Genomic DNA, 25,413 nt, shown 5'->3' on the forward strand with positions numbered 1-25,413 from the left:
GATGAGATTTCCCATTACGCAAGTAAGTAAGATCCCTCAAAGACGATGAGGTAGATAGGTTCGAGGTGGAAGTGTGGTGACACATGGAGCTGACGAATACTAATCGATCGAGGACTTAACCAAAAAAAGTTTGAAACATTCAATGCACCGTTTATCCAGTTTTGAAAGAACAAATCTTTCAATAAAAAAGAGAGCTTCAAGACACAAGTTGTACAAGGAAGCAAACGAGTGATTGAAGGAGCGTACTTTTGTACGTGACTGATTGAACGAGAGCAGCTGACGCAGTAATACGCCGTGTATTGGAGGTCGAATAAGTCTAGTGATGATGGCAAAGAGGTCACACCCGTTCCCATACCGAACACGGAAGTTAAGCTCTTTAGCGCCGATGGTAGTTGGGGGCTTCCCCCTGTGAGAGTAGGACGTCGCTAGGCAATTATAAAGTCATGGATCTATTCCATGGCTTTTTTTTATTTTGTCAACTATTCATAAAATGCTATAATATATTTAATATTTTCAAGTGGATTTAAAGGGAAATTCTTTCACCTAGATACATTCTGGATTTAATAATGGAGGAATCAAAATGAGGCAGAACATTTTTTCTGCGATTTCGATCTCAAGTCTACTACTTATATTCTTTATGTTTGGCTATGATTCAACCAAATGGTATGGAAACCTTTTTACATTTCTCTATCGTGTAAATATGTTTATGCCGTTTATTTTAGGTGGTTTAGGCATCACCAGTGCCCTATTTGGCATCAAAGGATATCGTATGGTTCTTGTTGTCCTTCATTTGTTCCTACTGCTATTATTTTTTTGTATCTATTTAAAGGCATTTTATGTTCCATGAGCATTCATCAAAACTGCGGAGAGGAATCTGCAGTTTTTTCTAATTATTTAAGTTCTTACATACTTCTATAAGCAACAAAAGGTATAATAAATTACAAATTGATTGTGAATGAATATGTACAATGGAAAGGAAGAACAAGTTGGGAAAAAAGCAAATTTGGTATGAGGTACAGGAAAACGAGTCAATCGAGGATTGTTTGGCAAGAATGCGGAAAGATGGCTTTATGGTCATAGGACGAAAAGAAGAGCCACTTTTTCATATCGTAGATGGTGAGCCAGCTTATCTGCGCCAAAAAATTCAGTTTAAAGGTATACCTGCTCAAGATATCGAATGATTTTGACTAAAAACCGAACAATTTTTTTAACCTAATAAAAAATGTTCGCATTTTTGGATTGACGATAAGACAATCCCTTGTTAAAATGTGAGAAGGAAAAACAAATAGATCCCACATATATGCTAGAGGATTGGCTCTAGTGTCTCTACCCGGCACCGTAAATGCTGGACTATGCGGGAAAGCACTTTTGGCGTATGGTGAGAAGGTCTTTGTACAGCTATGTACTATGTACATGGAGACGACCTTGTCCGAATAATCCTCAAGTAAACTGCTTTCACGTGTACCGGTAGAGAGTAGTTTATTTGGGGATTTTCTTTGTAAATAAGAATTGCAGTAGCTATTCAAATAGAGGCTAGCACAATAAATAATTGATCATTTTTCTATCGTTTAAAAGGAGCGACAATTTATGAATCCGAAAATCGGTGTCATTATGGGTAGTTCAAGTGACTGGGAAACAATGAAACATGCATGTGATATTTTAGATGAATTACAAGTACCGTACGAAAAGAAAGTTGTATCTGCACATCGTACACCTGATTTAATGTTTGAATATGCAGAGGCAGCTCGCGAGCGAGGAATACAAGTAATTATTGCTGGAGCAGGCGGTGCCGCACATTTACCAGGAATGGTAGCAGCTAAAACAACACTACCTGTCATCGGTGTACCTGTTCAATCACGTGCACTTAATGGACTTGATTCACTATTATCCATCGTTCAAATGCCTGGTGGCGTGCCTGTAGCAACTGTAGCGATTGGCAAAGCAGGAGCGACGAATGCAGGTTTACTTGCAGCTCAAATTTTGTCAATAACAGATGCCGAGCTTGCTAATAAATTAGATGCTAGACGTGAAGAAACAAAGCAGCAAGTTTTAGAAAGTACAGGTGACTTAGTGTGACGAAGATTATTTATCCTGGACAAACGATAGGCATTATCGGCGGAGGACAACTTGGTCGAATGATGGCACTTGCTGCAAAGGAGTCTGGTTTTAAAGTGGCTGTTCTTGAACCAGCAATGGACTCACCTTGTGGGCAGGTAGCAGATATTCGCATTGTAGCTCCATATGATGATGAAGCTGCTTTAGAAGAACTTGCAGAAGTAAGTGATATTATCACATATGAATTTGAAAATATTGATTATGAAGGCTTAAAGCGTTTATCACAAATGGCTTATGTTCCTCAAGGAGCAGAGTTGGTACGTATTACACAAAACCGTATAACAGAGAAAGAGGCTATTGTGAAAGCTGGTTGCCCAGTAGCACCATATATTGTTGCAAAAACTTATGAAGAATTAGTAGCCAATATTGATTCGATTGGTTATCCTTGTATAGTCAAAACAGCAAGAGGTGGTTATGATGGCAAGGGACAGCAGCTTTTAAAATCAACTGAAGATTTGCCTTTAGCGAAAGAATTATTCACGCATTCGCAATGTATTGCAGAAGGATTTGTTCCTTTCGTAAAGGAAGTATCGGTCATTGTTCAAAGAAATGGTCATGGTGAATCGTATTGCCAGCCAGTTGGAGAGAACATTCATGTTCATCATATTCTTCACGAGACAATAGTACCTGCTCGCATAACTGAAAGCACAGCTCAAGCTGCAGAACGAGAAGCTTTGAAAATTGCAGACTATTTACATTTAGTAGGAACGCTAGCGGTAGAAATGTTTGTATTAGAAGATGGTAGTATTGTTATCAATGAATTAGCACCAAGACCTCATAATTCTGGTCACTATTCAATTGAAGCATGTAATGTTTCACAATTCCATCAGCATATTCGTGCTGTTTGTGGATGGCCGTTACGGAAGCCACAACTATGGGCACCGTCCATTATGGTCAATGTATTAGGGCAACATGTCGTGCCACTCAGTAACTCAATTGCTAAATATCCTGAATGGTCCATACATCTTTATGGGAAAGCTGAAGCTAAGGTCAACCGTAAAATGGGCCATGTGACGATTATGACAAAAGACTTAGAAGCTACACTACAACAAATCGAGAGTTCTGGCATTTGGTCAGAATAGAAGGAGATACGCGATGATTGAACGTTACACAAGACCCGAAATGGGCGCAATTTGGACAGAACAAAATAAATACCAAGCTTGGCTAGAGGTTGAAATTTTAGCTTGTGAAGCATGGGCAGAGTTAGGGGATATCCCAAAAGAGGATGTTGCTAAAATTCGCGAAAATGCTTCATTTGATGTGAATCGTATATTGGAAATTGAACAAGAAACTCGTCATGACGTTGTAGCCTTTACTCGTGCTGTTTCTGAAACACTTGGAGAGGAACGCAAATGGGTACATTATGGTTTAACTTCTACTGACGTAGTAGATACAGCACTTTCTTATTTAATCAAACAAGCAAATGATATTTTACGTAAAGATATCGTAAATTTCATTGATATTATTGCTGCTAAGGCAAAAGAACATAAACATACAGTTATGATGGGACGCACACACGGTGTTCACGCTGAACCAACAACTTTCGGTTTGAAACTTGGTTTATGGTATGAGGAAATGAAGCGTAACCTTGAACGTTTTGAAGCAGCTGCAAAAGTAATTGAAACAGGAAAAATGTCTGGAGCAGTTGGAACATATGCCAATATTGATCCTCGTGTTGAGCAATATGTTTGCGACAAATTAGGCCTTGCAGCTTCACCGATTTCAACACAAACTTTACAGCGTGACCGCCATGCTCAGTATTTAGGTGCATTAGCTTTAATCGCTACTTCAATTGAAAAATTCGCAACAGAAATTCGTGGACTACAGAAATCTGAAACACGTGAAGTGGAGGAAGCTTTTGCAAAAGGTCAAAAAGGATCATCAGCAATGCCACATAAACGTAATCCAATCGGTTCTGAAAACATGGTTGGTATGTCTCGTTTAATGCGAGGTTACATGGTGACTGCTTATGAAAATGTAGCTTTATGGCATGAGCGTGATATTTCACATTCATCTGCAGAGCGTGTTATTTTACCGGATGCAACTATTACTCTTAACTATATGCTAAATCGCTTCGGTAATATTGTGAAAAATTTAACAGTATTCCCTGAGAACATGAAACGTAATATGGATCGTACATTTGGTCTTATTTATTCTCAACGCATCTTACTAGCATTGATTGATAAAGGACTAGTACGTGAAGAAGCTTATGATACAGTACAACCTTTAGCAATGCAGGCTTGGGACGAGCAAGTTCAGTTCCGTACATTAGTCGATGCAAGTGAAAAAATCACATCTTATTTAACAAAAGAAGAGTTGGATGATTGTTTTGATTACAACTACCACTTACAGCATGTTGATATGATTTTTGAACGACTAGGACTTAACTAATATTTATTTAGCCATCTACTAATAAATGTTAGAGCCACCAGTAAAAAGTTTCAGAGTTGAATCGTAGAGATACGGTTCAATTCTGAACATTATTACAAGCGTATCTCATAATATCAGGGGGAAAACGAAATGACTAAAGGTCAACTTTTGTATGAAGGTAAAGCAAAAAAATTGTTCACAACAGAGGAGCCAAATGTGCTACTTGTTGAGTACAAGGATAGTGCAACAGCATTCAATGGTGAAAAGAAAGAGGAAATTGAAGGTAAGGGCATTTTAAATAATCTCATTACTTCATTAATTTTCGAAAAATTACAAGCTAACGGAATTGCGTCACATTTCGTAAAACAATTATCCGATACACAACAACTTGTAAAAAAAGTAGAAATTATTCCGATTGAGGTAGTTGTTCGTAATATTGCTGCTGGAAGTTTAGCAAAGCGTCTGGGTCTTGAAGAGGGGACATCTTTAAAACGACCAATCGTTGAATTTTATTATAAAGATGATAATTTAGGCGACCCACTTATTACAACAGAACATATTGATGTTCTTGAACTTGCCACACCAACTGAAGTAACAGCTATTTATGATGGTGCATTAGCCGTTAACAAAGTGCTACAGCCGATCTTTGCAGATGTCAATGTGACATTGATTGATTTTAAATTAGAGTTTGGCCGTGATATGGATGGTCATGTATTATTGGCAGATGAAATTTCACCAGATACATGCCGACTTTGGGATGCAACAACGAAGCAAAAGTTAGACAAAGATGTTTTTCGTCGTGACCTTGGTAATTTAACTGAAGTTTATACTATTATACTTTCTAGACTCGGAGGCAAATAACAATGAAAAAAGTAAAAATCTATGTAACATTACGTGAGAGTATTCTTGATCCTCAAGGCTCTGCAGTACAAGGTTCTTTAGCTAAGATGGGCTACGGTGAAGTAGAAGATTTACGTATCGGTAAATATCTTGAACTATCAATTAAAGATACAGAACGTGACATTGATACTCTAGTAAAAGAAATGTGTGAAAAGGTTTTAACGAACGTTGTAATTGAAGACTACCGTTACGAAGTCGAGGAGGCTATTTAATCATGAAATTCGCAGTACTCGTATTCCCTGGGTCAAACTGTGACATCGATATGTATCATGCGATTAAAGACGAGCTAGGTGAAGAAGTAGAATATGTATGGCATACAGCAACAGATCTAAGTGGTTTTGATGGTGTATTAGTACCTGGAGGATTCTCCTATGGGGATTATCTTCGTTGTGGTGCAATGGCTAATCAATCTAACATTATGACAGAAGTTAAGAAGGCAGCAGATGCTGGTAAACCTGTATTAGGTGTATGTAATGGTTTCCAAATCCTAACGGAAGCAGGTTTATTGCCAGGAGCTTTATTGCGCAATAAAAACTTAAAATTTATGTGCCGTACAGTGCAGCTTAAAGTTGAAAACAACAATACATTATTCACAAATCAATATGAGCAAGGTCAAATCATCAATATTCCAATCGCACATGGTGAAGGTAACTACTACTGTGACGAGGAAACTTTACAATCACTAAAAGATAATAATCAAATCGTATTCACATACTCAGGTGACAATCCAAACGGTTCTTTAGAAGATATCGCAGGGATTATAAACGAGCGCGGCAATGTATTAGGGATGATGCCACACCCAGAGCGAGCTGTTGATGCACTGGTGGGCGGCGCAGACGGTCTAGCAGTATTTAAATCAATCGTGAAGCAGTGGAGGGAAAATCATGTCAACAACTAAGTTTGAGCCAACAGCACAGCAGATTAAAGATGAGAAGCTATACGCTGGAATGGGGATGTCAGACGAAGAATTTGCAATGGTAGAAGGTATTTTAGGACGTCTACCTAACTGGACAGAGACAGGTCTTTTCTCAGTAATGTGGTCTGAACACTGCTCGTACAAAAATTCAAAGCCAGTACTACGTAAATTCCCTACTAAAGGGCCACAGGTACTACAGGGACCAGGTGAAGGTGCAGGTATTGTTGATATTGGTGACGAACAAGCAGTAGTGTTTAAAATGGAATCACATAACCATCCATCTGCAATAGAACCTTATCAAGGGGCTGCAACGGGTGTGGGTGGTATTATCCGTGACGTTTTCTCAATGGGTGCACGTCCAATCGCTATGTTAAACTCATTACGCTTTGGTGAATTAAAGTCAGCACGTGGTAAATATCTATTTGAAGAAGTAGTAGCGGGAATCGCAGGATATGGTAACTGTATCGGAATCCCAACAGTAGGTGGAGAAATTCAATTTGATCCTTGTTATGAAGGTAATCCTCTTGTGAATGCTATGTGTGTCGGTTTAATTGATCATAAGGATATTCAACGAGGCATTGCAGCTGGTGTAGGTAATACAGTGATGTATGTTGGAGCGAAAACAGGCCGTGATGGTATTCATGGTGCAACATTCGCCTCTGAGGAATTAACTGAGGAATCAGAAAACCAACGTCCAGCAGTACAAGTTGGAGATCCATTTATGGAGAAGCTTTTACTTGAAGCTTGTTTAGAGGTTGTAAAATCGGATGCTCTAGTTGGTATTCAAGATATGGGTGCAGCTGGTCTTACGTCTTCTTCAGCAGAAATGGCTTCTAAGGCTGGTTCTGGTGTAGAAATGAACTTAGACTTAGTGCCTCAGCGTGAAACAGGAATGTCAGCGTATGAAATGATGTTGTCTGAGTCTCAAGAACGTATGCTTTTAGTGGTGAAAAAAGGTCGCGAAGATGAAATTAAAGCGATTTTTGATAAATACGATTTAGATGCAGTAGCGATTGGTCGCGTTACAGATGATAAAATGCTTCGTCTGCTACACAAAGGACAAGTAGTGGCAGAGGTACCTGCAGACGCATTAGCAGAAGATGCTCCTGTTTATCATAAACCATCTGCAGAACCTGCATACTATGCTCAGTTCCAAGCAATCGAAAATACTGAACCTGCTGTGACAGATTACAAAGAAACACTTAATGCTTTATTAAAAGCACCGACAATTGCTTCTAAAGAATGGGTATACGATCAATATGATTATCAGGTACGTACATCAACAGTTGTTAAACCAGGCTCTGACGCTGCCGTTATTCGAGTACGTGGCACAAATAAAGGGTTGGCAATGACAACAGACTGTAACTCACGTTATATCTATTTAGATCCAGAAGTGGGTGGTGCTATTGCAGTAGCCGAAGCAGCTCGTAATATCGTGGCAACTGGTGGTACGCCACTTGCGATTACAGATTGCTTAAACTTCGGTAATCCAGAGAAACCAGAAATCTTCTGGCAAATTGAAAAATCTGCGGATGGTATTTCGGCAGCTTGTACGGCATTAAATGCTCCAGTAATCGGAGGTAACGTTTCTCTTTATAATGAACGTTCAGGTGAAGCGGTGTATCCAACACCGACAATTGGTATGGTTGGTCTTATTGAAGACTTAGCACATGTAACGACACAGGATGTAAAGGCAGCAGGAGATCTTGTCTTTGTCATTGGTGAGACGAAAACAGAATTTGGCGGTTCAGAGCTTCAAAAACTTTTAAATAATGGTGTTATTTCAGGGAAAGCGCCAGCTATTGATTTAGAGGTTGAAGCGACACGTCAGCAAGCTTTATTAAAGGCGATTAAAGCAGGCCTTGTTCAATCTGCGCATGATGTAGCAGAGGGTGGTCTAGCTGTGGCGATTGCTGAAACAACATTTGGCGCTAACGGTCTTGGTGTGGATGTAACATTAACAGGCTCTGCAACAACTGCGCTATTCAGTGAGAGTCAATCTCGTTTTGTTGTCACAGTTAAAGAAGAAAATGCTGCAGCATTTGTAGAAATCATGAAAGATGCTCAAAGAATTGGTGTCGTAACAAACGATGCACTTGTGAAAATCAACGGGGACAAAGGTGTGCTTGTAGAAGGTACAGTGGAGGAATTCCGTTCTAATTGGAAAGGAGCAATCCCATGCTTGCTGAACTCAGAGGCTTAAACGAAGAATGTGGGGTGTTTGGTATTTGGGGTAACCCAAATCCAGCACACCTTAGCTATTACGGGCTTCATGCTCTTCAACACCGTGGACAAGAAGGCGCTGGAATTGTCGTTTCAGACGGACAGCATCTTCGCGCGGTGAAAGGCGAAGGACTAGTTAATGATGTTTTCAACGAAGATAAATTAAAAGCAGTGAACGGCAAAGCAGCTATTGCGCATGTTCGTTATACGACTGCTGGTGGTGGCGGTATCGAAAATGTACAGCCATTATTATTCCACTCCTCAACTGGTAGCCTTTCTATTGCCCATAACGGTAACTTAGTCAATGCGACACATTTAAAGCAATATTTAGAGCGACAAGGTAGCATTTTCCACTCTAGCTCTGATACAGAAGTGTTGGCGCATCTTATTAAGAAAAGTTCGCATTCACCATTCCGTGCGAAGGTGAAAAATGCCCTATCTCTTTTAAAGGGTGCCTATTCTTTCTTAATTATGACAAAGGATGAAATGCTTGTTGCACGTGATCCACATGGTTTACGTCCACTATCTCTTGGAAAGCTAGGAGATGGCTGGGTGGTTGCTTCTGAAACTTGTGCATTCGATTTAATTGGTGCAGAATTTGTTCGTTCGGTAGAACCAGGTGAATTAATCATTATTAATGATGAGGGCGTAAAATCAGATCGTTTTGCTGATATGGATAAACGTTCGATGTGTGCGATGGAATATGTTTATTTAGCACGTCCTGATTCGGATATTGATGGTATTAACGTTCATATGGCACGAAAACGTATGGGTAAACAGCTTGCTCGTGAGTGTGCGCATATTGAGGCAGATGTTGTAACAGGTGTTCCTGATTCAAGTATTTCCGCAGCGATTGGTTTTGCAGAAGAAAGTGGAATTCCTTATGAATTAGGTCTTATTAAAAATCGTTATGTTGGTCGTACGTTTATTCAGCCGACACAAGAGTTACGTGAACGTGGTGTGAAAATGAAACTTTCACCTGTAGTTCAAGTCGTAAAAGGAAAAAAAGTAGTAATGGTAGATGATTCTATCGTTCGTGGTACAACATCTCGTCGCATTGTCAAAATGCTTAAAGATGCTGGCGCAGCGGAAGTTCATGTTGTGATTTCATCACCACCGATGACAAACCCTTGTTATTATGGCATTGATACATCAACGCATGAAGAACTGATTGCTTCTAGTCATAATGTAGATGAAATTCGTGAAGCAATTGGAGCAGATTCTCTAACATTCCTTTCTGTTGAGGGGATGGTAGAAACAATTGCACGACCATACGAAGATGAAAACCGAGGACTTTGCCTTGCATGCTTTACAGGCAAATATCCAACAGAGATTTTCCCAGATACGATTTTGCCACATGAAAAAGAATTATTACGTTAAGAACAACATCGCAACAAATTAGTGTCTTACAGTTATTTCTATCTAGGAAACTTAGGCGACTTGGATGATAAGGAGGAACTCTGCGTGTCAAAGGCATATGAACAAGCAGGTGTAAATATTGAAGCGGGCTACGAAGCCGTAAAACGAATGAAGTCTCATGTTGAACGTACGAACCGTCTAGGTGTAATGGGGACATTTGGTGGTTTTGGTGGCATGTTTGACTTGTCAGAACTGAATCTTAAAGAACCTGTTCTTATTTCAGGGACAGATGGTGTTGGAACAAAGCTAAAGCTAGCCTTCATGGTAGACAAACACGATACAATCGGTGTGGACTGTGTAGCAATGTGTGTAAATGATATTGTTGCCCAAGGAGCAGAACCACTGTACTTTTTAGATTACGTAGCTCTTGGAAAAGCAGAGCCAGCAAAAATCGAACAAATTGTCAAAGGTGTTGCAGATGGCTGTGTGCAATCAGGTGCGGCCCTAATAGGTGGAGAAACTGCAGAAATGCCTGGACTTTATGAAGAAGATGAATATGATCTAGCTGGCTTTGCGGTAGGCGCTTGTGAAAAGTCTGCTATCGTAACAGGTGAAGAAATTGTAGAAGGCGATGTACTTATTGGGATTGCATCAAGTGGTGTACATTCAAACGGTTATTCTTTAGTGCGTAAAATTGTCTTTGCAGATCATCAATATGCTGTGGATGCTATTGTAGAAGGCTATGAAGATCTAGGCCCAATCGGTGAGGCGCTTCTAGTGCCAACAAAGCTATATGCTAAACCTGTGCTAGCAGCTTTAAAGGCAGCAGATGTACATGGCTGTGCACATGTTACAGGTGGCGGTTTCTATGAAAATCTACCACGCATGATGCCAGAGGGACTAGCAACGGAAATCGACTTAGGTTCTTGGCCTGTATTACGTATCTTCGAATTCCTAAAAGATAAAGGTCAGCTAGAAGATAAAGATTTATATAATGTGTTTAACATGGGTATTGGCTTTGTAATAGCTGTGCCAGAAACTGAAGCTGATAAAGTAATCGCTGCAGTTGAAGCAAATGGTGAAAAGGCTTATACAATCGGACGTGTTATTAAAGGTGACGGAGTAGTATTTAATGGCTCACATGATGGGAGTTTAGTGTAATGACTGCACCAACAAAAATAGCCGTGTTCGCGTCAGGTAGCGGTAGCAATTTTCACGCCATTCAAGAGGCCATTGAACGTGGTGAACTCCATGCAAAGGTCGCACTTGTGGTCACAGATAAGCCTGGAGCATTTGTAGTAACGCGTGCTGAAAACTTTGGGATTCCAGTGTTAGCATTGAATCCAAAAGAGTTTGTCTCGAAGACAGCTTATGAGACAGCTATTATCGAAGCTTTGCATGAGTGCGATGTGAAATGGATTGTGCTTGCTGGGTATATGCGATTAATCAGTGACGTATTATTAGCAGCCTTTCCACAGCGAATAGTTAATATTCACCCGTCCCTATTGCCTGCCTTTCCTGGAAAGGACGCTATTGGACAAGCCATTAATCATGGTGTGAAAATAACAGGTGTAACTGTGCATTTTGTTGATGAAGGAATGGATACTGGACCAATTATCGCTCAGGCAGCGGTACCTGTCATTGAAGGAAATCGCGAGGCAACAGAAGCTGAAATTCATAAACAAGAGCATTTATTATATACAAAGGCATTAAAGCTATTATTACAGTAACTGAAGAGGGAGTTAGGTCGAGAATCCTACTCAACAAGTAAGACCTAACTCTATTAATCTATTGAAGCAAGTCAGTTCGTGGACAGCACGATAAAAATTAGGAGGATATTGTTGTGACAAAACGTGCATTAATCAGTGTTTCCAATAAAGATGGTATTTTAGAATTTGCAAAGGAATTAGTAGCATTAGGTTATGAAATTTTATCAACTGGCGGTACAAAAAAAATGTTACAGGATAATGCGGTAGCTGTAACAGCAGTAGATGAAGTAACGAAGTTTCCTGAAATTTTAGATGGTCGTGTGAAAACTTTAAATCCAATGATTCACGGTGGTCTATTAGGAAAGTTTGATGATGTCTCTCATCAAGCACAGATGAATGAGCATGGAATTGAACCAATTGAAATTGTTTGTGTTAATCTCTATCCGTTTGTTGAAACAATTTCAAAGCCTAATGTAACTTGGGATGATGCAATTGAAAACATTGATATCGGTGGTCCAACAATGTTACGTTCTGCTGCAAAAAACCATCAATATGTAACAGTAATCGTGGACAGCAATGACTATGCAACAGTATTAGAGGAACTTAAAGCGGACGGTGCTACAACAATTGAAACACGTCGTAAACTAGCTGCGAAAGTTTTCCGTCACACAGCCGCTTATGATTCTTATATTTCAAACTATCTGACTGAAGAAGAGTTCCCAGAGAGCTTAACGATGACATATGAATTAAAGCAAAATTTACGCTATGGCGAAAACCCTCACCAAAAAGCGGCCTTCTACCAAAAGCGTCTTGGCTCTGACTTTTCATTAGCTTATGCTACACAATTACATGGTAAAGAGTTATCTTACAATAATATTCAAGATGGTAATGCAGCATTGCAAATTGTAAAAGAATTTGAAATGCCAGCTGCTGTAGCCGTGAAACATATGAATCCATGTGGTGTTGGCACAGGTGTCACGTTAGAGGCAGCATTCGATAAAGCATATGAGGCAGATCCAACATCTATTTTTGGCGGTATTATCGCATTAAATATGGAAGTGGACGCAGCAACTGCTGAGAAGCTAAGTCATATTTTCCTAGAAATTATTATTGCACCTGCTTTCTCACAAGAAGCATTAGATATTTTAACGAAAAAGAAAAATATTCGCTTACTAACAATTCCTTTCGAGCAAGCGAAACAAGATTCATTCAATGTAGTATCAGTTGAGGGTGGGCTTCTTGTACAGGAGCCAGATCGTTATGGCTTTGGCAATGCGGATATTAAAGTGGTGACAGATCGCGAACCAACAGAGCAAGAATGGGAAGCATTGCAACTTGGTTGGTCTGTTGTCAAACATGTGAAATCCAATGCGATTGTTGTAACAGATTCTCAAATGACTCTTGGGGTTGGCGCAGGGCAAATGAATCGTGTAGGTGCAGCTAAAATTGCCTTTGAACAAGCTGGAGAAAAAGCGAAAGGTGCTGCATTAGCATCAGATGCATTTTTCCCAATGAGCGATACTGTGGAGGCGGCAGCAGCTGCAGGAATTACAGCAATTATTCAACCAGGTGGTTCCATTAAAGATCAAGATTCCATTGATAAAGCAAATGAATACGGCATTGCGATGGTATTCACAGGTGTACGTCATTTTAAACATTAATTGTTGAATTATATAGAAATGAAAACAGACCGAGATGTTGGTTCATCTCGGTCTTACTTACAAAGAGGAGGATTCTCTAAAATGAATGTATTAGTAATCGGAAGCGGTGGTCGTGAGCATGCAATCGCTAAACAATTCAGCATTTCTCCATCAGTGAACAACGTGTTCGTAGCGCCAGGAAATGATGGGATGCGGGGCGAAGTAGAAGTTGTTGCTATTGATACAATGGATTTCGCAGGTCTCGCTCAATTTGCCAAGGAAAATGATATTGCATTAACATTTGTTGGCCCAGAACAGCCGCTTGCTGAAGGCATTGTCGATTTCTTTACAGCTAGAGGTTTACGTATATTCGGTCCTACAAAAGTTGCTGCTCAAATAGAAAGCAGTAAATCCTATGCGAAGGAAATTATGAATAAATATAATATTCCTACAGCAGCACATGAAACATTTACTGAAGCAGAAAAAGCAATAGCCTATATTAAAGAACAAGGGGCGCCTATTGTCATTAAGGCTGATGGATTAGCGGCTGGTAAGGGCGTTGTCGTGGCAATGACAGAGGAAGAAGCAATTGAAGCAGTACAGGATATGATTGGAAACCAACGTTTTGGTGAATCCTCTTCACGTGTTGTCGTTGAGGAATTTTTAGACGGTGAAGAATTCTCCTTTATGTCTTTTGTACACAAAGGACAAATTTATCCGATGGTTATTGCACAAGATCATAAACGAGCTTATGACGGTGATAAAGGACCAAATACAGGAGGTATGGGTGCTTATTCACCAGTACCACAAATTCCACAAGAGGTAGTAGATAGTGCTTTTCAAACTATTGTAGAACCAACTGTTAAAGGGATGGAGGCAGATGGTGCTTCCTTTACAGGTATTTTATACGCAGGGTTAATTTTAACGAAGAAAGGCCCTCAGGTCATAGAGTTTAATGCTCGTTTTGGTGATCCAGAAACGCAAGTTGTATTGCCACGTATGGTTTCAGATTTTGGTGCATTTATGATGGCGTTAATGGATGAACAGCCTTTTGATTTACAATGGTCAGAAGAAGCAATGCTTGGTGTAGTCATTGCAGCAGAGGGTTACCCAGGAGACGTTGAAAAAGGTAAGGTATTACCAAATTTAGAGGCACTTTCGACATCACATGCAGTTTTCCATGCAGGTACAAAATTAGTAGACGGTCAATTCGTTGGTAATGGTGGACGTGTATTGTTAGTTGGTGCAAAAGCAGCTACTTTACAAGAAGCACAGGAAAAGGTTTATGAAGGTATTGCAACGGAAACATGGGATCACTTTTTCTTCCGTAAAGATATTGGCTGGCGTACATTTAAGTAATGATTATTTTCACTAAATATTTTTTATCGTCTTTTGAAACCTCTTGTTGTTTCAAAACGTAAGAGGTAAGAGCCGTCTCAATAATAGATTGGGACGGCTCCTTTGACTAAGAAGGATTCTGAGCTTTATTCGTTGAAGAATCACTACTCTTTGAGGAATTTTGAGTTGAAGTGCTGGTGTCAGATTGTTTTGAAGCAGTAGCTTGTGAACCTGAAGAATTACCAGCTATAGCAGAGGAAAAATCCTTCATGAGCTTATCGATTTGTTCAGTAGACATAGAATTTTGCCCGCTGAACATACTTTGCATAGAGGTGTTCATGGCATTCTGCATATTGGAGCTTAAAACTGCTTTCGTTGGACAATATTTAAAAAGTCCTTCGGCCATTTTCATGGCACCTAATGCAATCATTAATCGACCTTTTGTACAATTAGGATTTCTAGAAACTTTAGCGATACCAAATGCGGTCAAACTCGTCCCCATGGCAAAACGACAAAATGCATTCTTTTCGCTTAAATTTGCTTGCTGCATCATCATACTTCCTCCTTTAGTCATTGTGGAAAAAATAAGCGAGGTGCACTTTGCTTTATGAAAGTGCTGTGTTACGATTGAAACAAGATGATTGCATAAAGCATAATTTTTTTGAAAATATGCGATTATGCAGTAGTAGTATGTGATTTCAAGTTGGATTTACACAATGAAAAATTACGTAATTTAGGAAGGAGCGAATAGCATGGATCCAGTATGGAAAATAACAAAAATACGTCAACAATTAGCAGTAATCGATGGGAAAAAGGCACCAGATATCGTGCTGAAGAATGCACGTTATTTGCATAGTATGTTAAAGCAATTCATAGTAGGAAACATTTGGATTTTGGGAGATCGCATTGTCTATGCTGGTGACAGAATGCCTCCTTTATTAGAAGGAACAGAAGTGGTGGATTGTACAGGAAAAACAATCGTACCTGGCTATATTGAGCCACATGTACACCCATTCCAGCTTTATCATCCACAGTCATTTGCAGATTTTTGTGGTCAGCTTGGGACAACAACTTTTATTTCGGATAATTTAAGCTTTGTTTTAAATTTAGAAAATAAGAAAGCGTTTTCAATTTTAGAGAGTTTGAAAAAGCTACCGTTTTCTTTTTATTGGTGGACTCGCTTTGACTCACAAACTGAATTGGAGCAAGAGGAAGAGGTTTTCTCTAACACTTCTATATTAGAGTGGTTAGAGCGAGGTGATGTCTTACTTGGTGGAGAGTTGACAGGCTGGCCTAAGCTGTTGCATGGTGACGATCAAATGCTTTATCGTATGCAAATGGCTAAGGGACTGGGAAAAAAAATTGAAGGACATTTCCCTGGAGCTTCAGAAAGAACATTGGCACGCATGAAACTGCTTGGTGCTGATGGTGATCATGAGGCAATGACAGTAGAAGAGGTAGAGCGTCGTATTATGCAGGGCTATGCTGTAACTTTACGTCATTCTTCCATTCGACCAGATTTACCACATCTACTAAAAGGAATAGTAGAAAAAGAACTTCCAATCTTTGATCATTTAATGATGACAACAGACGGTTCAACACCTTCATTCCATGAGGATGGTGTGATGGATAAATGCATTCAAGTAGCTTTAGATGCAGGGGTATCTCCTATTGATGCTTACCAAATGGCTTCCTATAATGTAGCACGTTATTACAACATGTCTAATTTACATGGTTTTATCGCAACAGGGCGTTTTGCTTCACTCAATATTTTACAAGATGAATATAATCCTGTTCCAGAAAGTGTCTTATCAAAGGGTGTCTGGTTGAAACGTGATGGGGATCGGGTGCATAGAATGGCGACAATTGATTATTCTGCCATCCCAACGTTAGATTTAGATTTCTCATTAGATTCACAGGATTTCCAGTTTTCTATGCCGTTTGGGATTCAATTAGTTAATGATGTGATTACAAAGCCTTATAATTCTTTAATTGCTAAAGAAGGGCAATTGGGAAATCATGATGAGTGCTATTTAATGCTCATTAATCGAAAAGGCAACTGGCATGTAAATACAATGATTAAAGGATTTGCAACAGATGTCCAAGGCTTTGCATCCTCTTATTCCAACACGGGTGACATATTGTTAATTGGAAAAAATAAAGACGATATGATGAAAGCATTCGAAGAAATGAAAGCAATGAATGGGGGTATTGTTCTCGTTGAAAAAGGAGAAGTTATAGCGGATATTCCATTAACAATTGGTGGACTTTTGTATGATGGAGATTTATTCACTTTAACAGAGAAAGAAAAGGCATTAAAACAAGCTTTAGCAGATAGAGGCTATCAATTAGGAGATGCCATTTATACATTATTATTTTTACAATCTACTCATTTACCATATATTCGTATAACACCACAAGGAATTTTCGATGTGATGAAGAATAAGTTATTATTACCTGCTGTTATGCGCTAATTCATGAAAGTGTTTCAGTTGTTTAAACAATTACAAATATGTGTAATTGTTCAAAGGAGAGATATGCTTGTGTTCAAATCGAAAAAATTATGGATTGCTTTTGCATTTAGTGCTTTGGTAATCGGGGGATGTTCAAAGGATACACCAAAAGTCAAAGAGGATGAAGAACCAATTGTAGAGGAAGAAGCAGTAGTGGAGGAGCCTGTGCAACAACCAGCTTTTGTTGCACCACTTACTGGGGAGGCTGTACAAGAAGAAATTACACAGCGACCAATTATCGTAACCATTAATAATCATCCAGCAGCACGTCCACAATCAGGCTTAGCTGCGGCGGATATCATTTATGAAATGCTTGCAGAAGGTAATGTGACACGCTTTTTAGCAGTATACCAAAGTGAACTGCCAGAAAATATTGGGCCGGTTCGTAGTGCACGCTCTTATTTTATCGATATGGCCAAGGGATTTGATGCCTTTTATGTAGCACATGGCTATAGTCCAGAGGCGAAAACAATGCTTGATCATCGTATCGTCGACAATATCAACGGTATGGCTTATGATGGTATTCTGTTTAAACGTTCTAACGACCGCGTTGCGCCACACAATTCCTATATTACATCAGACAACATTCTAAAAGGTGCTGAAATGGTGGGCGCTTCAATGAATTACAGTGAAAAAGTACTTCAGGCTTTTTATGAACCTGATGAACGTGGTAAAATAGGTATTGAAACAAGTCAAGTTGACATTTATTACGGAAATAATGAAGATTTCCATAACGCGTATGTGTATGATCATCAAACTAATCACTATGAACGACAATCGGCTAGCGTGGACACAAAAGATATGTTAACAGGCGAAACAGTGTCATTGGCAAATGTTCTATTTTTCGAAATGGATCACCAAACAATCGATGATATTGGTCGCCAAGCAATTGATTTAACGTCTGGTGGAAATGCGTATGTATTTCAAAATGGCTATTTGAGGGAAGTCAAATGGGCTAATGTTAATGGAATACCAATGGCTGTAGAGCAAACAGGGGATCCTGTAAAGCTTGTACCAGGAAAGTCGTGGGTTCATTTCGTACCAGCTTCGCCAGGGTTACAAGCAATGGTGAAAACGCAGCCTTAAAGGGAGGAAAATTGCATGCAAATCGAAAAAATTCGGGGGCATCAAACAGATCAATTATTTAAAGCAGTGTTAGAGTTGAAGGACATCGAGGAATGCTATAAGTTTTTTGATGATTTATGTACGATTAGTGAAATACAATCGTTGGCACAACGCTTTGAGGTTGCACATTTATTACGATTAAAGAAAACCTACGAATCCATTAAAAAGGAAACAGGGGCAAGTACTGCAACTATTTCGCGCGTGCGTCGCTGCTTCGATTATGGGAATGATACATATGATGAAATGTTAGGTCGTTTGTATCCTGATGAAAAACCATTCCAAGCACCAAAAGAATAGTCAGAAAAAAGGCTGAGTAGAAGTTCTACTCGGTCTTTTTCATTTTTTTGTCGTGAATCATAAGCTATACTTGTAAACGAATAGATAGAAAATGATAGGTGGTAAACATAGATGGATTATTTGGAATGGAGACATGTGTTCAAGCTAGATCCAGCGAAGGACATTTCCGATGAAGCATTAGAAAAAATTTGCGAGTCTGGGACAGATGTTATTTTAGTTGGGGGAACTGATAATGTAACGTTGGATGGGGTATTAGATTTACTTGTTCGAGTGCGTCGTTTTGAGGTGCCGATAGCGCTTGAAATTTCTACGATCGATGCGGTAACACCAGGTTACGACTATTATTTCATCCCAACGGTATTAAATAGTGATGATCCAAAATGGATTAAAAATTTACATCATGAGGCTATTAAAGAATACGGCGATATTATGGTATGGGATGAATTAGTAGCGGAAGGATATTGTATTTTAAATCCTGATTGTAAAGTAGCCCATGTAACGGGTGCGAAAACAGATTTAACGATTGATGATGTGGTAGCTTATGCACGCATGGCAGAGAATTTCTTTAAACTACCTGTTTTTTATTTAGAGTACAGTGGAATGTATGGCAATCTAGAGGTAGTCAGTGCTGTGAAAAACGAACTGAAGCATACCAAACTCTTTTACGGTGGTGGCATAAAATCTGCAAAGCAAGCAGAGGAAATGGCACGCGTTGCTGATACGGTAGTAGTTGGAAATATTATCTACGAAGATTTAAAAGCTGCACTTGCGACTGTTAAGGCTGTTAAAAATACGTTATAATTTTAGAACAAATGTTTGTAAGGCGGTGCGAAATGGAACAGTTAACAAAAAATTTACTAGCAGGCATGAATCCTGAACAAGAAAGAGCAGTTAAAACAACTGAAGGACCATTACTCATTATGGCAGGTGCTGGGTCAGGAAAAACACGAGTTTTAACACATCGAATTGCTTACCTAGTTATCGAAAAGGAAGTATATCCTTCTAAAATTTTAGCGATTACATTTACAAATAAAGCAGCACGAGAAATGCGTGATCGTATTGATGGCATTCTTGGCAATGGTACTGGCGATAGTATGTGGGTATCGACTTTCCACTCCATGTGTGTAAGGATTTTACGTCGTAATATCGATCAACTAGGCATTTCTCGTAATTTCTCTATTTTAGATTCTACGGATCAGCTTTCAGTCATCAAAAATGTGATGAAGGAAGAAAATATTGACCCAAAACGTTTTGAGCCACGAGCAATTTTAAATGCTATTAGTGCGGCAAAAAACGAGTGTATAGCAGCGGATGATTACGCTGGACAAATGAATGATAAAAACCCTTATGAACAAACAGTTGCACGTGTCTATAAAGGCTATGAGAAAAGATTACGCCGCAACCAATCCCTTGATTTTGATGATTTAATAATGACGACGATTACGTTGTTTAAACGTGTACCTGAAGTGCTTGAATATTATCAAAATAAATTTCAATATATTCATGTCGATGAATATCAAGATACCAATAAATCTCAGTATTTACTTGTACAGTTACTAGCAAAGAAATTTAAAAATATCTGTGTTGTAGGTGATTCCGATCAGTCTATTTATCGTTGGCGTGGTGCAGATATTGGGAATATCCTATCCTTCGAAAAGGATTATCCTACTGCAAAGGTGATTATGCTAGAGCAAAATTATCGTTCAACTAAACGCATCCTACAAGCAGCCAATGACGTCATTCAAAATAATACAACACGTTACCCAAAAGAATTACGCACAGAAAATTCAGAAGGTGAAAAGATTGCACTATATAAAGCTTATAACGAGCAGGAGGAAGCGCAATTTGTTGTACAAACGATTCAACAGTTAATTGAAAAAGAAAATCGTTCCTTTGATGACTTTGCTATTTTATATCGTACAAACGCTCAATCTCGTGTAATGGAGGAAGTACTTGTTAAGTCCAATATGGCCTATCAAATAGTAGGCGGAACAAAGTTCTATGATCGAAAAGAGATAAAGGACTTACTAGCATATCTACGACTTATTGCTAATAATGATGATGATTTATCACTAGCACGTATTATTAATGAGCCAAAGCGCAGTATTGGTGCAACTTCCTTTGAAAAAATGGCACGTTATGCAATAGATCAGGATCGTTCGATTTTTGACGCGATGAATGATCTTGTTTTCATGGGACTATCAGGGAAAGCAGCAAATTCGGCTGAGCAATTTTATGCCATGATTAAAGGCTTTACACAAATGCAGGAATATCTGTCTGTCACTGAAATTGTGGAGCAAGTTATTGATAAATCGGGTTATCGAGCAATGTTACAAAACGAAAAAACAATTGAAGCAGAAAGCCGTTTAGAAAATATTGAAGAGTTTTTATCTGTCACAAAGGCTTTTGAAGAGCGCAGTGATGATAAAAGCTTAATTGCCTTTTTAACAGATTTAGCCCTTATAGCTGATATTGATGCACTCGACAAAGAGGATGCATCCAAAGGCAATATTATTTTAATGACGATGCATGCAGCTAAAGGCTTAGAGTTCCCAGTTGTCTTTATAATCGGTATGGAGGAAAACATTTTCCCACATTCCCGCTCACTAGACGATCAAGATGAAATGGAAGAGGAACGCCGCCTTATGTACGTAGGTGTGACCCGTGCTGAGGAACGTCTATATTTAACCTGTGCCCAAAGCCGTACGATTTTTGGTCGTTCAAGCTTTAATAATGCCTCCCGATTTTTAGGTGAAATTTCTCAAGATATTACAGAGTCAATTTCTAAGGCAGGGACAACATCAACAGTACCATTTGCTACTAACAATCGTTCAACCGGTGGCCATCAAAAGCGTACACTTGGTGCTATTCAGCAAACACAACCTGCCACAGCACGTTTACAAGCAACGGGCGGAGATCAATTTGGATGGAAGGCTGGAGATAAGGCGATTCATAAAAAATGGGGAACAGGTATGGTTGTTAGTGTAAAAGGTAAAGGTGATAGTACAGAGCTCGATATCGCATTCCCACAACCAATTGGTATAAAGCGATTACTTGCTCAATTTGCACCTATTGAAAAAGCGTAAGCGGAGGAACGTAAATGAACGAAATAGAACAGCGTATAGCGGAGTTAAATAAATTATTGCATGAATATGGTTATGCCTATTATGTGTTAGATAAACCTGTCGTAGCAGATAGTGTCTATGACCAGCTATTACAGGAACTGATTGTATTAGAAGAAGCAAACCCATCCCTTATTTACCCCGATTCTCCTACGCAGCGTGTTGGTGGAGCAGTGGTAGAGGGCTTTAAAAAAGTGACGCATGATTACCCGATGCTTAGTCTTTCAAATGCTTTTAATGAAGCGGATTTACGAGAATTCGATCGTAAAGTACGTCAGGCTATCGGAGATCAATTTTCTTATGTATGTGAGCTGAAAATAGATGGTTTGGCTATTTCATTAAAATATGAAAATGGCATGTTTGTACAAGGGGCTACAAGAGGAGATGGTGTGGTAGGAGAAGATATTACCGCCAATTTAAAGACAATCCGTGCGATTCCCCTTCGTTTAAAGGAACCCATTACGATTGAAGTACGTGGTGAGGCATATATGCCGAAAAAATCTTTTGAAAACTTAAATGCCCAACGTGCTGACAATGGTGAGGAGTTGTTTGCTAATCCTCGTAATGCTGCTGCTGGCTCATTACGTCAATTAGACCCTAAAATTGCGGCCAGTCGCCAATTATCAACGTTTATCTATGCCATTGGTGGAGACGGTGAAGTATATGGTATCGACGGTCATGCAGAAATGCTTGATTATTTAGAAGGCCTAGGCTTCCCTTCAAATAAAGAACGCCAACGATGCTCTACGATTGAAGAGGTAATGGCCTTTATAGAACATTGGACAGAAAACCGTCCAAAATTAGCTTACGAGATTGACGGAATTGTTATTAAAGTTGACCGTTATGCTCAGCAAGATGAACTAGGTTATACAGCAAAGAGTCCACGCTGGGCAATTGCCTACAAATTTCCGGCAGAGGAAGTTGTTACAACGTTACTTGATATTGATTTAACAGTAGGTCGTACAGGTGTTGTTACGCCTACAGCGATTTTAACCCCCGTACAAGTAGCGGGAACGACGGTTCAACGTGCTTCTTTACACAATGAAGATTTAATTCGAGATAAGGATATTCGTCTTGGAGATACAGTTATTATTCGAAAAGCTGGTGACATTATTCCCCAAGTTGTAGGTGTGCTTATAGAACAACGTCCTGAGGATTCAGTCCCTTTTGTCATGCCAAAAAATTGCCCTGTTTGTGATAGTGAATTGATTCGTATTGAAGGCGAAGTTGCCTTGCGCTGTGTAAATCCTGCCTGCTTTGCGCAAATCGCAGAAAGCATAAAATATTTTGTTTCTCGAAACGCGATGAATATTGACGGTCTTGGGGATAAAGTAGTGGAGCAATTATTGCGTGCAGATTTAATACATGATGTTTCTGACCTGTATCATTTAACGGTGGAGCAACTTGTGGAATTGGAGCGTATGGGCGAAAAATCAGCAACTAATTTAGTAAATGCTATTCAAGCATCGAAGGAAAATTCGATGGAGCGTTTGTTAATTGGACTAGGAATTCGTCATGTTGGTGAAAAAGCAGCCAAAATCGTATCAGAGGAATTTGGTTCAATGGAAGCCGTGATGGCTGCAACAGAGGAGCAGCTTGTGGCAATTTATGAAATTGGAGATAAAATGGCTTCATCGTTAGTGGAGTATTTCTCAAATGAAGATGCACGAGCAGTCATTGAGCGTCTTGCTGATGCAGGCGTGAATATGACATACAAAGGTAAAAAAGTAGAAGTGGCGATAGGTGATAGTCCTTTTGCAGGTAAAACAATTGTCTTAACTGGTAAACTTGAGCAATTGACACGCAACGAAGCAAAAGCGAAAATAGAAGAGTTAGGTGGTACAGTCACGGGTAGTGTCAGCAAAAAAACAGATCTAGTGATCGCAGGTGCGGATGCAGGCTCTAAACTAACAAAGGCTGAGCAATTGGGTATCGAAGTTTGGACTGAAGATAACTTAATTGAACAACTTAACCTCATCTAATAAGTGCATGATATCCTCCCTTTTTATGAATAGGAAGCGATATCTGGTGCACAATCGTTACATCAAGGCGTCGAGTAGTTTCGTCGACCTAAAATTGACTATTAGTAAAGGAGCACTAAATAATGAAGTCTTTTCGACTCATTCCAGCAATCGTAGCTGCTGCAATGCTAGTCGGCTGTGTGCCTTCTGACAAGAAGGAGACAGAGCTTACACAGGAAACGCAACAGAAAGAAAAAGCTGAAACAACAATTATTCCAAGCATACAAATTGATGAATCTTATTATAAGACGCTTATCCCTTATAAAGAGAGTGCAAGTAGAGGTCTAGTGGTTTCTAACATTTATACGAAATATGATATGAAGGAAGTTGAATCAGGTTTAATGCGTTTATCTCAAAATGAGTTCGACACAGAAAACTACTACTTCCAAGAAGGTCAATATTTAGCTGAAAGTACAGTAAGCTCTTGGCTTGCTCGTAGTTCACAAACAGAGGATGGATTAAATCCACCGACAACAGACACAATGACACCTGAGGAGCGAGCAACAAAGGCTCCAGTTTATTTATCCCATATTGTAGAGCAAAACTACTTAACAAAAACGAAGGATAATAAAGTGAAACTAGGTGGGATTTCAATCGGTCTTGCCTTAAATTCTATCTATTATTATCAAAAAGAACAGTATGGGGAATATTACGAGGAACCAATTTCAGAGTCTACTCTTATTGAGCAAGGCAAAAAAATGGCTGCTGAAATCGTTTCTCGTTTACGTTCACGTGAAGAGTTAAAGGATGTACCGATTGTGGTCGGTTTGTTTAAGCAGCAAGCCCGTAATCAAATTATTCCAGGGACATACTTTAGCTATGGTGTAGCAAAAGCTGGGCAGAACAGCATCGCTGATTGGGAAGGTATAGATGAAAATTACGTCTTGTTCCCAACAGATGATTCACAAGATGTATACCGAGATGTCAATAATAACTTCAAGAACTTCAAACAAGATGTTGATAAATATTTTTCTAACTATACAAGTGTGATCGGTACTGGTTTCTATCGTAATAAACAAATACAAAATCTTTCGATTGAAATCCCAATCCAATTTTTCGGCAAAGCAGAGATAATAGGATTTACACAATATTTAACAGGGATTTTAATCAATCAATTTGATAATATTCATGTGGAAGTGAGTGTTACTTCAGTGAATGGTCCTGAGGCATTAATCATCAAAAAGGCCAATGACAAGGACCCTTACGTGCATATCTATGATTAATATAGTCAGCCTTTGTGCTGACTATATTTTTTATGGTAATGGATTGAAATAGAGGAACACAACAGGATGATAGAGACAACACTTTGTTATAGTAGTGAAAGTTTCTATATTTTTAGTGAAAGTTGTGATTTTTAAAATGAAAAATGTTATGATTATTGGCATGGTTAACTTTATTCAACCCTATTGTTATCAATAAAAACAATGAATTGAACAAGTATTCGGAGGTGTGAAAAATGGCTAAATTAACAAAAGAAGAAGTAAAGCACGTGGCAAATTTAGCACGTCTTGCAATTACAGAAGAAGAAGCAGAGAAATTTGCTGAACAGCTTGGCAAAATTACAGACTTTGCGGAGCAGTTAAATGAACTGGATACAACAAATGTTGAACCAACAACGCACGTTTTACCATTAGTGAACGTAATGCGTGAAGATGTAGCAGTAAAAGGTTTAGACCGAGAAGTAATGATGTTAAACGTAAAAGAACAAGAAGATGGTCAAGTAAAAGTACCAGCTATCATGTAATACTAAAACATAGGAGGATTC

At 39.1% G+C, this 25,413-nt stretch carries 23 protein-coding genes, 2 rRNA genes and 1 riboswitch; of the genes, 24 read left to right on the forward strand and 1 reads right to left on the reverse strand.

Annotated elements, in window-relative coordinates:
• The 16 genes from RCJ95_RS18270 to purD all read left to right on the forward strand — a co-directional run.
• A 23S ribosomal RNA gene (locus tag RCJ95_RS18270) occupies positions 1-123 on the forward strand; the annotation flags it as partial.
• 192 nt (positions 124-315) lie between these two features.
• A 5S ribosomal RNA gene (gene rrf, locus RCJ95_RS18275) occupies positions 316-431 on the forward strand.
• A gap of 149 nt (positions 432-580) precedes the next feature.
• The gene (locus RCJ95_RS18280) at positions 581-847 is read left to right on the forward strand and encodes a hypothetical protein (RefSeq protein ID WP_221682771.1); all 267 of its coding nucleotides are present in this window, start codon (positions 581-583) and stop codon (positions 845-847) included.
• A 139-nt stretch (positions 848-986) separates the two neighbouring features.
• Complete coding sequence (locus RCJ95_RS18285; RefSeq protein ID WP_036076850.1) at positions 987-1,181, forward strand: NETI motif-containing protein; 195 nt, start codon at positions 987-989, stop codon at positions 1,179-1,181.
• 93 nt (positions 1,182-1,274) lie between these two features.
• Positions 1,275-1,373, forward strand: a riboswitch (purine riboswitch).
• Positions 1,374-1,587: 214 nt separating this feature from the next.
• Positions 1,588-2,076, forward strand: a complete 489-nt coding sequence (purE, locus tag RCJ95_RS18290; protein ID WP_221682772.1) for a 5-(carboxyamino)imidazole ribonucleotide mutase — start codon at positions 1,588-1,590, stop codon at positions 2,074-2,076.
• Positions 2,073-3,197, forward strand: a complete 1,125-nt coding sequence (purK, locus tag RCJ95_RS18295) for a 5-(carboxyamino)imidazole ribonucleotide synthase (RefSeq protein ID WP_004225748.1) — start codon at positions 2,073-2,075, stop codon at positions 3,195-3,197. Before purE ends, purK begins: the two co-directional genes overlap by 4 nt.
• Positions 3,198-3,210: 13 nt before the next feature.
• Positions 3,211-4,506 (forward strand): adenylosuccinate lyase, encoded by a 1,296-nt coding sequence (gene purB / locus RCJ95_RS18300; RefSeq protein ID WP_016992384.1) that lies wholly within the window; start codon positions 3,211-3,213, stop codon positions 4,504-4,506.
• Positions 4,507-4,635: 129 nt separating this feature from the next.
• The gene (purC, locus tag RCJ95_RS18305) at positions 4,636-5,346 is read left to right on the forward strand and encodes a phosphoribosylaminoimidazolesuccinocarboxamide synthase (RefSeq protein ID WP_446722607.1); all 711 of its coding nucleotides are present in this window, start codon (positions 4,636-4,638) and stop codon (positions 5,344-5,346) included.
• A gap of 2 nt (positions 5,347-5,348) precedes the next feature.
• On the forward strand, positions 5,349-5,597 hold the full coding sequence (gene purS, locus RCJ95_RS18310) for a phosphoribosylformylglycinamidine synthase subunit PurS (protein WP_016992383.1): 249 nt from the start codon (positions 5,349-5,351) through the stop codon (positions 5,595-5,597).
• Between the two features lie 2 nt (positions 5,598-5,599).
• A complete protein-coding gene (purQ, locus tag RCJ95_RS18315; RefSeq protein ID WP_048394895.1) occupies positions 5,600-6,283 on the forward strand; it encodes a phosphoribosylformylglycinamidine synthase subunit PurQ in 684 nt (227 codons plus the stop codon).
• Positions 6,270-8,504, forward strand: a complete 2,235-nt coding sequence (gene purL, locus RCJ95_RS18320; RefSeq protein WP_221682774.1) for a phosphoribosylformylglycinamidine synthase subunit PurL — start codon at positions 6,270-6,272, stop codon at positions 8,502-8,504. The genes purQ and purL overlap by 14 nt, the downstream gene beginning before the upstream one ends.
• The gene (gene purF / locus RCJ95_RS18325; protein WP_004225733.1) at positions 8,480-9,904 is read left to right on the forward strand and encodes an amidophosphoribosyltransferase; all 1,425 of its coding nucleotides are present in this window, start codon (positions 8,480-8,482) and stop codon (positions 9,902-9,904) included. Before purL ends, purF begins: the two co-directional genes overlap by 25 nt.
• Before the next feature lie 84 nt (positions 9,905-9,988).
• Entirely contained in the window at positions 9,989-11,044 is a 1,056-nt protein-coding gene (purM, locus tag RCJ95_RS18330) for a phosphoribosylformylglycinamidine cyclo-ligase (protein WP_009374267.1), read from the forward strand.
• Complete coding sequence (purN, locus tag RCJ95_RS18335; protein ID WP_369578311.1) at positions 11,044-11,613, forward strand: phosphoribosylglycinamide formyltransferase; 570 nt, start codon at positions 11,044-11,046, stop codon at positions 11,611-11,613. Before purM ends, purN begins: the two co-directional genes overlap by 1 nt.
• Before the next feature lie 113 nt (positions 11,614-11,726).
• Positions 11,727-13,253: a bifunctional phosphoribosylaminoimidazolecarboxamide formyltransferase/IMP cyclohydrolase gene (gene purH / locus RCJ95_RS18340; RefSeq protein WP_066038207.1), complete on the forward strand. Its 1,527-nt coding sequence runs from the start codon at positions 11,727-11,729 to the stop codon at positions 13,251-13,253.
• A gap of 81 nt (positions 13,254-13,334) precedes the next feature.
• Positions 13,335-14,591, forward strand: coding sequence for a phosphoribosylamine--glycine ligase (gene purD / locus RCJ95_RS18345; RefSeq protein ID WP_274770355.1), 1,257 nt, complete (start codon positions 13,335-13,337; stop codon positions 14,589-14,591).
• Positions 14,592-14,697: 106 nt separating this feature from the next.
• Here the strand turns inward: purD and RCJ95_RS18350 are convergent, their stop codons facing one another.
• A complete protein-coding gene (locus RCJ95_RS18350; protein WP_255601702.1) occupies positions 14,698-15,123 on the reverse strand; it encodes a YgaP-like transmembrane domain in 426 nt (141 codons plus the stop codon).
• A 199-nt stretch (positions 15,124-15,322) separates the two neighbouring features.
• Between RCJ95_RS18350 and RCJ95_RS18355 the strand changes: the two genes are divergently transcribed.
• The 8 genes from RCJ95_RS18355 (at position 15,323) to gatC (ending at position 25,392) form a co-directional block, all read left to right on the forward strand.
• Complete coding sequence (locus RCJ95_RS18355; RefSeq protein ID WP_446722608.1) at positions 15,323-17,044, forward strand: adenine deaminase C-terminal domain-containing protein; 1,722 nt, start codon at positions 15,323-15,325, stop codon at positions 17,042-17,044.
• Positions 17,045-17,113: 69 nt separating this feature from the next.
• Entirely contained in the window at positions 17,114-18,169 is a 1,056-nt protein-coding gene (locus tag RCJ95_RS18360; RefSeq protein WP_313150615.1) for a DUF3048 domain-containing protein, read from the forward strand.
• A 15-nt stretch (positions 18,170-18,184) separates the two neighbouring features.
• Positions 18,185-18,505, forward strand: coding sequence for a YerC/YecD family TrpR-related protein (locus RCJ95_RS18365; protein WP_004225717.1), 321 nt, complete (start codon positions 18,185-18,187; stop codon positions 18,503-18,505).
• Between the two features lie 111 nt (positions 18,506-18,616).
• The gene (locus RCJ95_RS18370) at positions 18,617-19,306 is read left to right on the forward strand and encodes a heptaprenylglyceryl phosphate synthase (protein WP_221682782.1); all 690 of its coding nucleotides are present in this window, start codon (positions 18,617-18,619) and stop codon (positions 19,304-19,306) included.
• A 32-nt stretch (positions 19,307-19,338) separates the two neighbouring features.
• Positions 19,339-21,591, forward strand: a complete 2,253-nt coding sequence (gene pcrA / locus RCJ95_RS18375; RefSeq protein WP_446722609.1) for a DNA helicase PcrA — start codon at positions 19,339-19,341, stop codon at positions 21,589-21,591.
• Positions 21,592-21,605: 14 nt separating this feature from the next.
• Entirely contained in the window at positions 21,606-23,609 is a 2,004-nt protein-coding gene (gene ligA, locus RCJ95_RS18380) for an NAD-dependent DNA ligase LigA (RefSeq protein ID WP_274770347.1), read from the forward strand.
• 122 nt (positions 23,610-23,731) lie between these two features.
• Positions 23,732-24,871 carry a CamS family sex pheromone protein gene (locus RCJ95_RS18385; protein WP_004225709.1) on the forward strand — a complete coding sequence of 380 codons (1,140 nt, stop codon included), beginning with the start codon at positions 23,732-23,734 and terminating at the stop codon, positions 24,869-24,871.
• Between the two features lie 233 nt (positions 24,872-25,104).
• Positions 25,105-25,392 (forward strand): Asp-tRNA(Asn)/Glu-tRNA(Gln) amidotransferase subunit GatC, encoded by a 288-nt coding sequence (gene gatC / locus RCJ95_RS18390; protein ID WP_004225708.1) that lies wholly within the window; start codon positions 25,105-25,107, stop codon positions 25,390-25,392.
• Positions 25,393-25,413 lie beyond the last annotated feature (21 nt).

The sequence above is a fragment of the Lysinibacillus sp. BSL11 genome (genome assembly GCF_052928325.1).

Excerpts from the sequence above, each read along its gene's own strand:
- purC (WP_446722607.1), top strand. The coding sequence starts at position 4,636 with ATGACTAAAGGTCAACTTTTGTATGAAGGTAAAGCAAAAAAATTGTTC.
- RCJ95_RS18365 (WP_004225717.1), top strand. The coding sequence starts at position 18,185 with ATGCAAATCGAAAAAATTCGGGGGCATCAAACAGATCAATTATTTAAA.
- ligA (WP_274770347.1), top strand. The coding sequence starts at position 21,606 with ATGAACGAAATAGAACAGCGTATAGCGGAGTTAAATAAATTATTGCAT.
- purQ (WP_048394895.1), top strand. The coding sequence starts at position 5,600 with ATGAAATTCGCAGTACTCGTATTCCCTGGGTCAAACTGTGACATCGAT.
- RCJ95_RS18370 (WP_221682782.1), top strand. The coding sequence starts at position 18,617 with ATGGATTATTTGGAATGGAGACATGTGTTCAAGCTAGATCCAGCGAAG.
- purN (WP_369578311.1), top strand. The coding sequence starts at position 11,044 with ATGACTGCACCAACAAAAATAGCCGTGTTCGCGTCAGGTAGCGGTAGC.
- RCJ95_RS18385 (WP_004225709.1), top strand. The coding sequence starts at position 23,732 with ATGAAGTCTTTTCGACTCATTCCAGCAATCGTAGCTGCTGCAATGCTA.
- purF (WP_004225733.1), top strand. The coding sequence starts at position 8,480 with ATGCTTGCTGAACTCAGAGGCTTAAACGAAGAATGTGGGGTGTTTGGT.
- RCJ95_RS18280 (WP_221682771.1), top strand. The coding sequence starts at position 581 with ATGAGGCAGAACATTTTTTCTGCGATTTCGATCTCAAGTCTACTACTT.
- pcrA (WP_446722609.1), top strand. The coding sequence starts at position 19,339 with ATGGAACAGTTAACAAAAAATTTACTAGCAGGCATGAATCCTGAACAA.
- RCJ95_RS18355 (WP_446722608.1), top strand. The coding sequence starts at position 15,323 with ATGGATCCAGTATGGAAAATAACAAAAATACGTCAACAATTAGCAGTA.
- purS (WP_016992383.1), top strand. The coding sequence starts at position 5,349 with ATGAAAAAAGTAAAAATCTATGTAACATTACGTGAGAGTATTCTTGAT.
- purD (WP_274770355.1), top strand. The coding sequence starts at position 13,335 with ATGAATGTATTAGTAATCGGAAGCGGTGGTCGTGAGCATGCAATCGCT.
- purE (WP_221682772.1), top strand. The coding sequence starts at position 1,588 with ATGAATCCGAAAATCGGTGTCATTATGGGTAGTTCAAGTGACTGGGAA.
- RCJ95_RS18350 (WP_255601702.1), bottom strand. The coding sequence starts at position 15,123 with ATGATGCAGCAAGCAAATTTAAGCGAAAAGAATGCATTTTGTCGTTTT.
- purB (WP_016992384.1), top strand. The coding sequence starts at position 3,211 with ATGATTGAACGTTACACAAGACCCGAAATGGGCGCAATTTGGACAGAA.
- purL (WP_221682774.1), top strand. The coding sequence starts at position 6,270 with ATGTCAACAACTAAGTTTGAGCCAACAGCACAGCAGATTAAAGATGAG.
- gatC (WP_004225708.1), top strand. The coding sequence starts at position 25,105 with ATGGCTAAATTAACAAAAGAAGAAGTAAAGCACGTGGCAAATTTAGCA.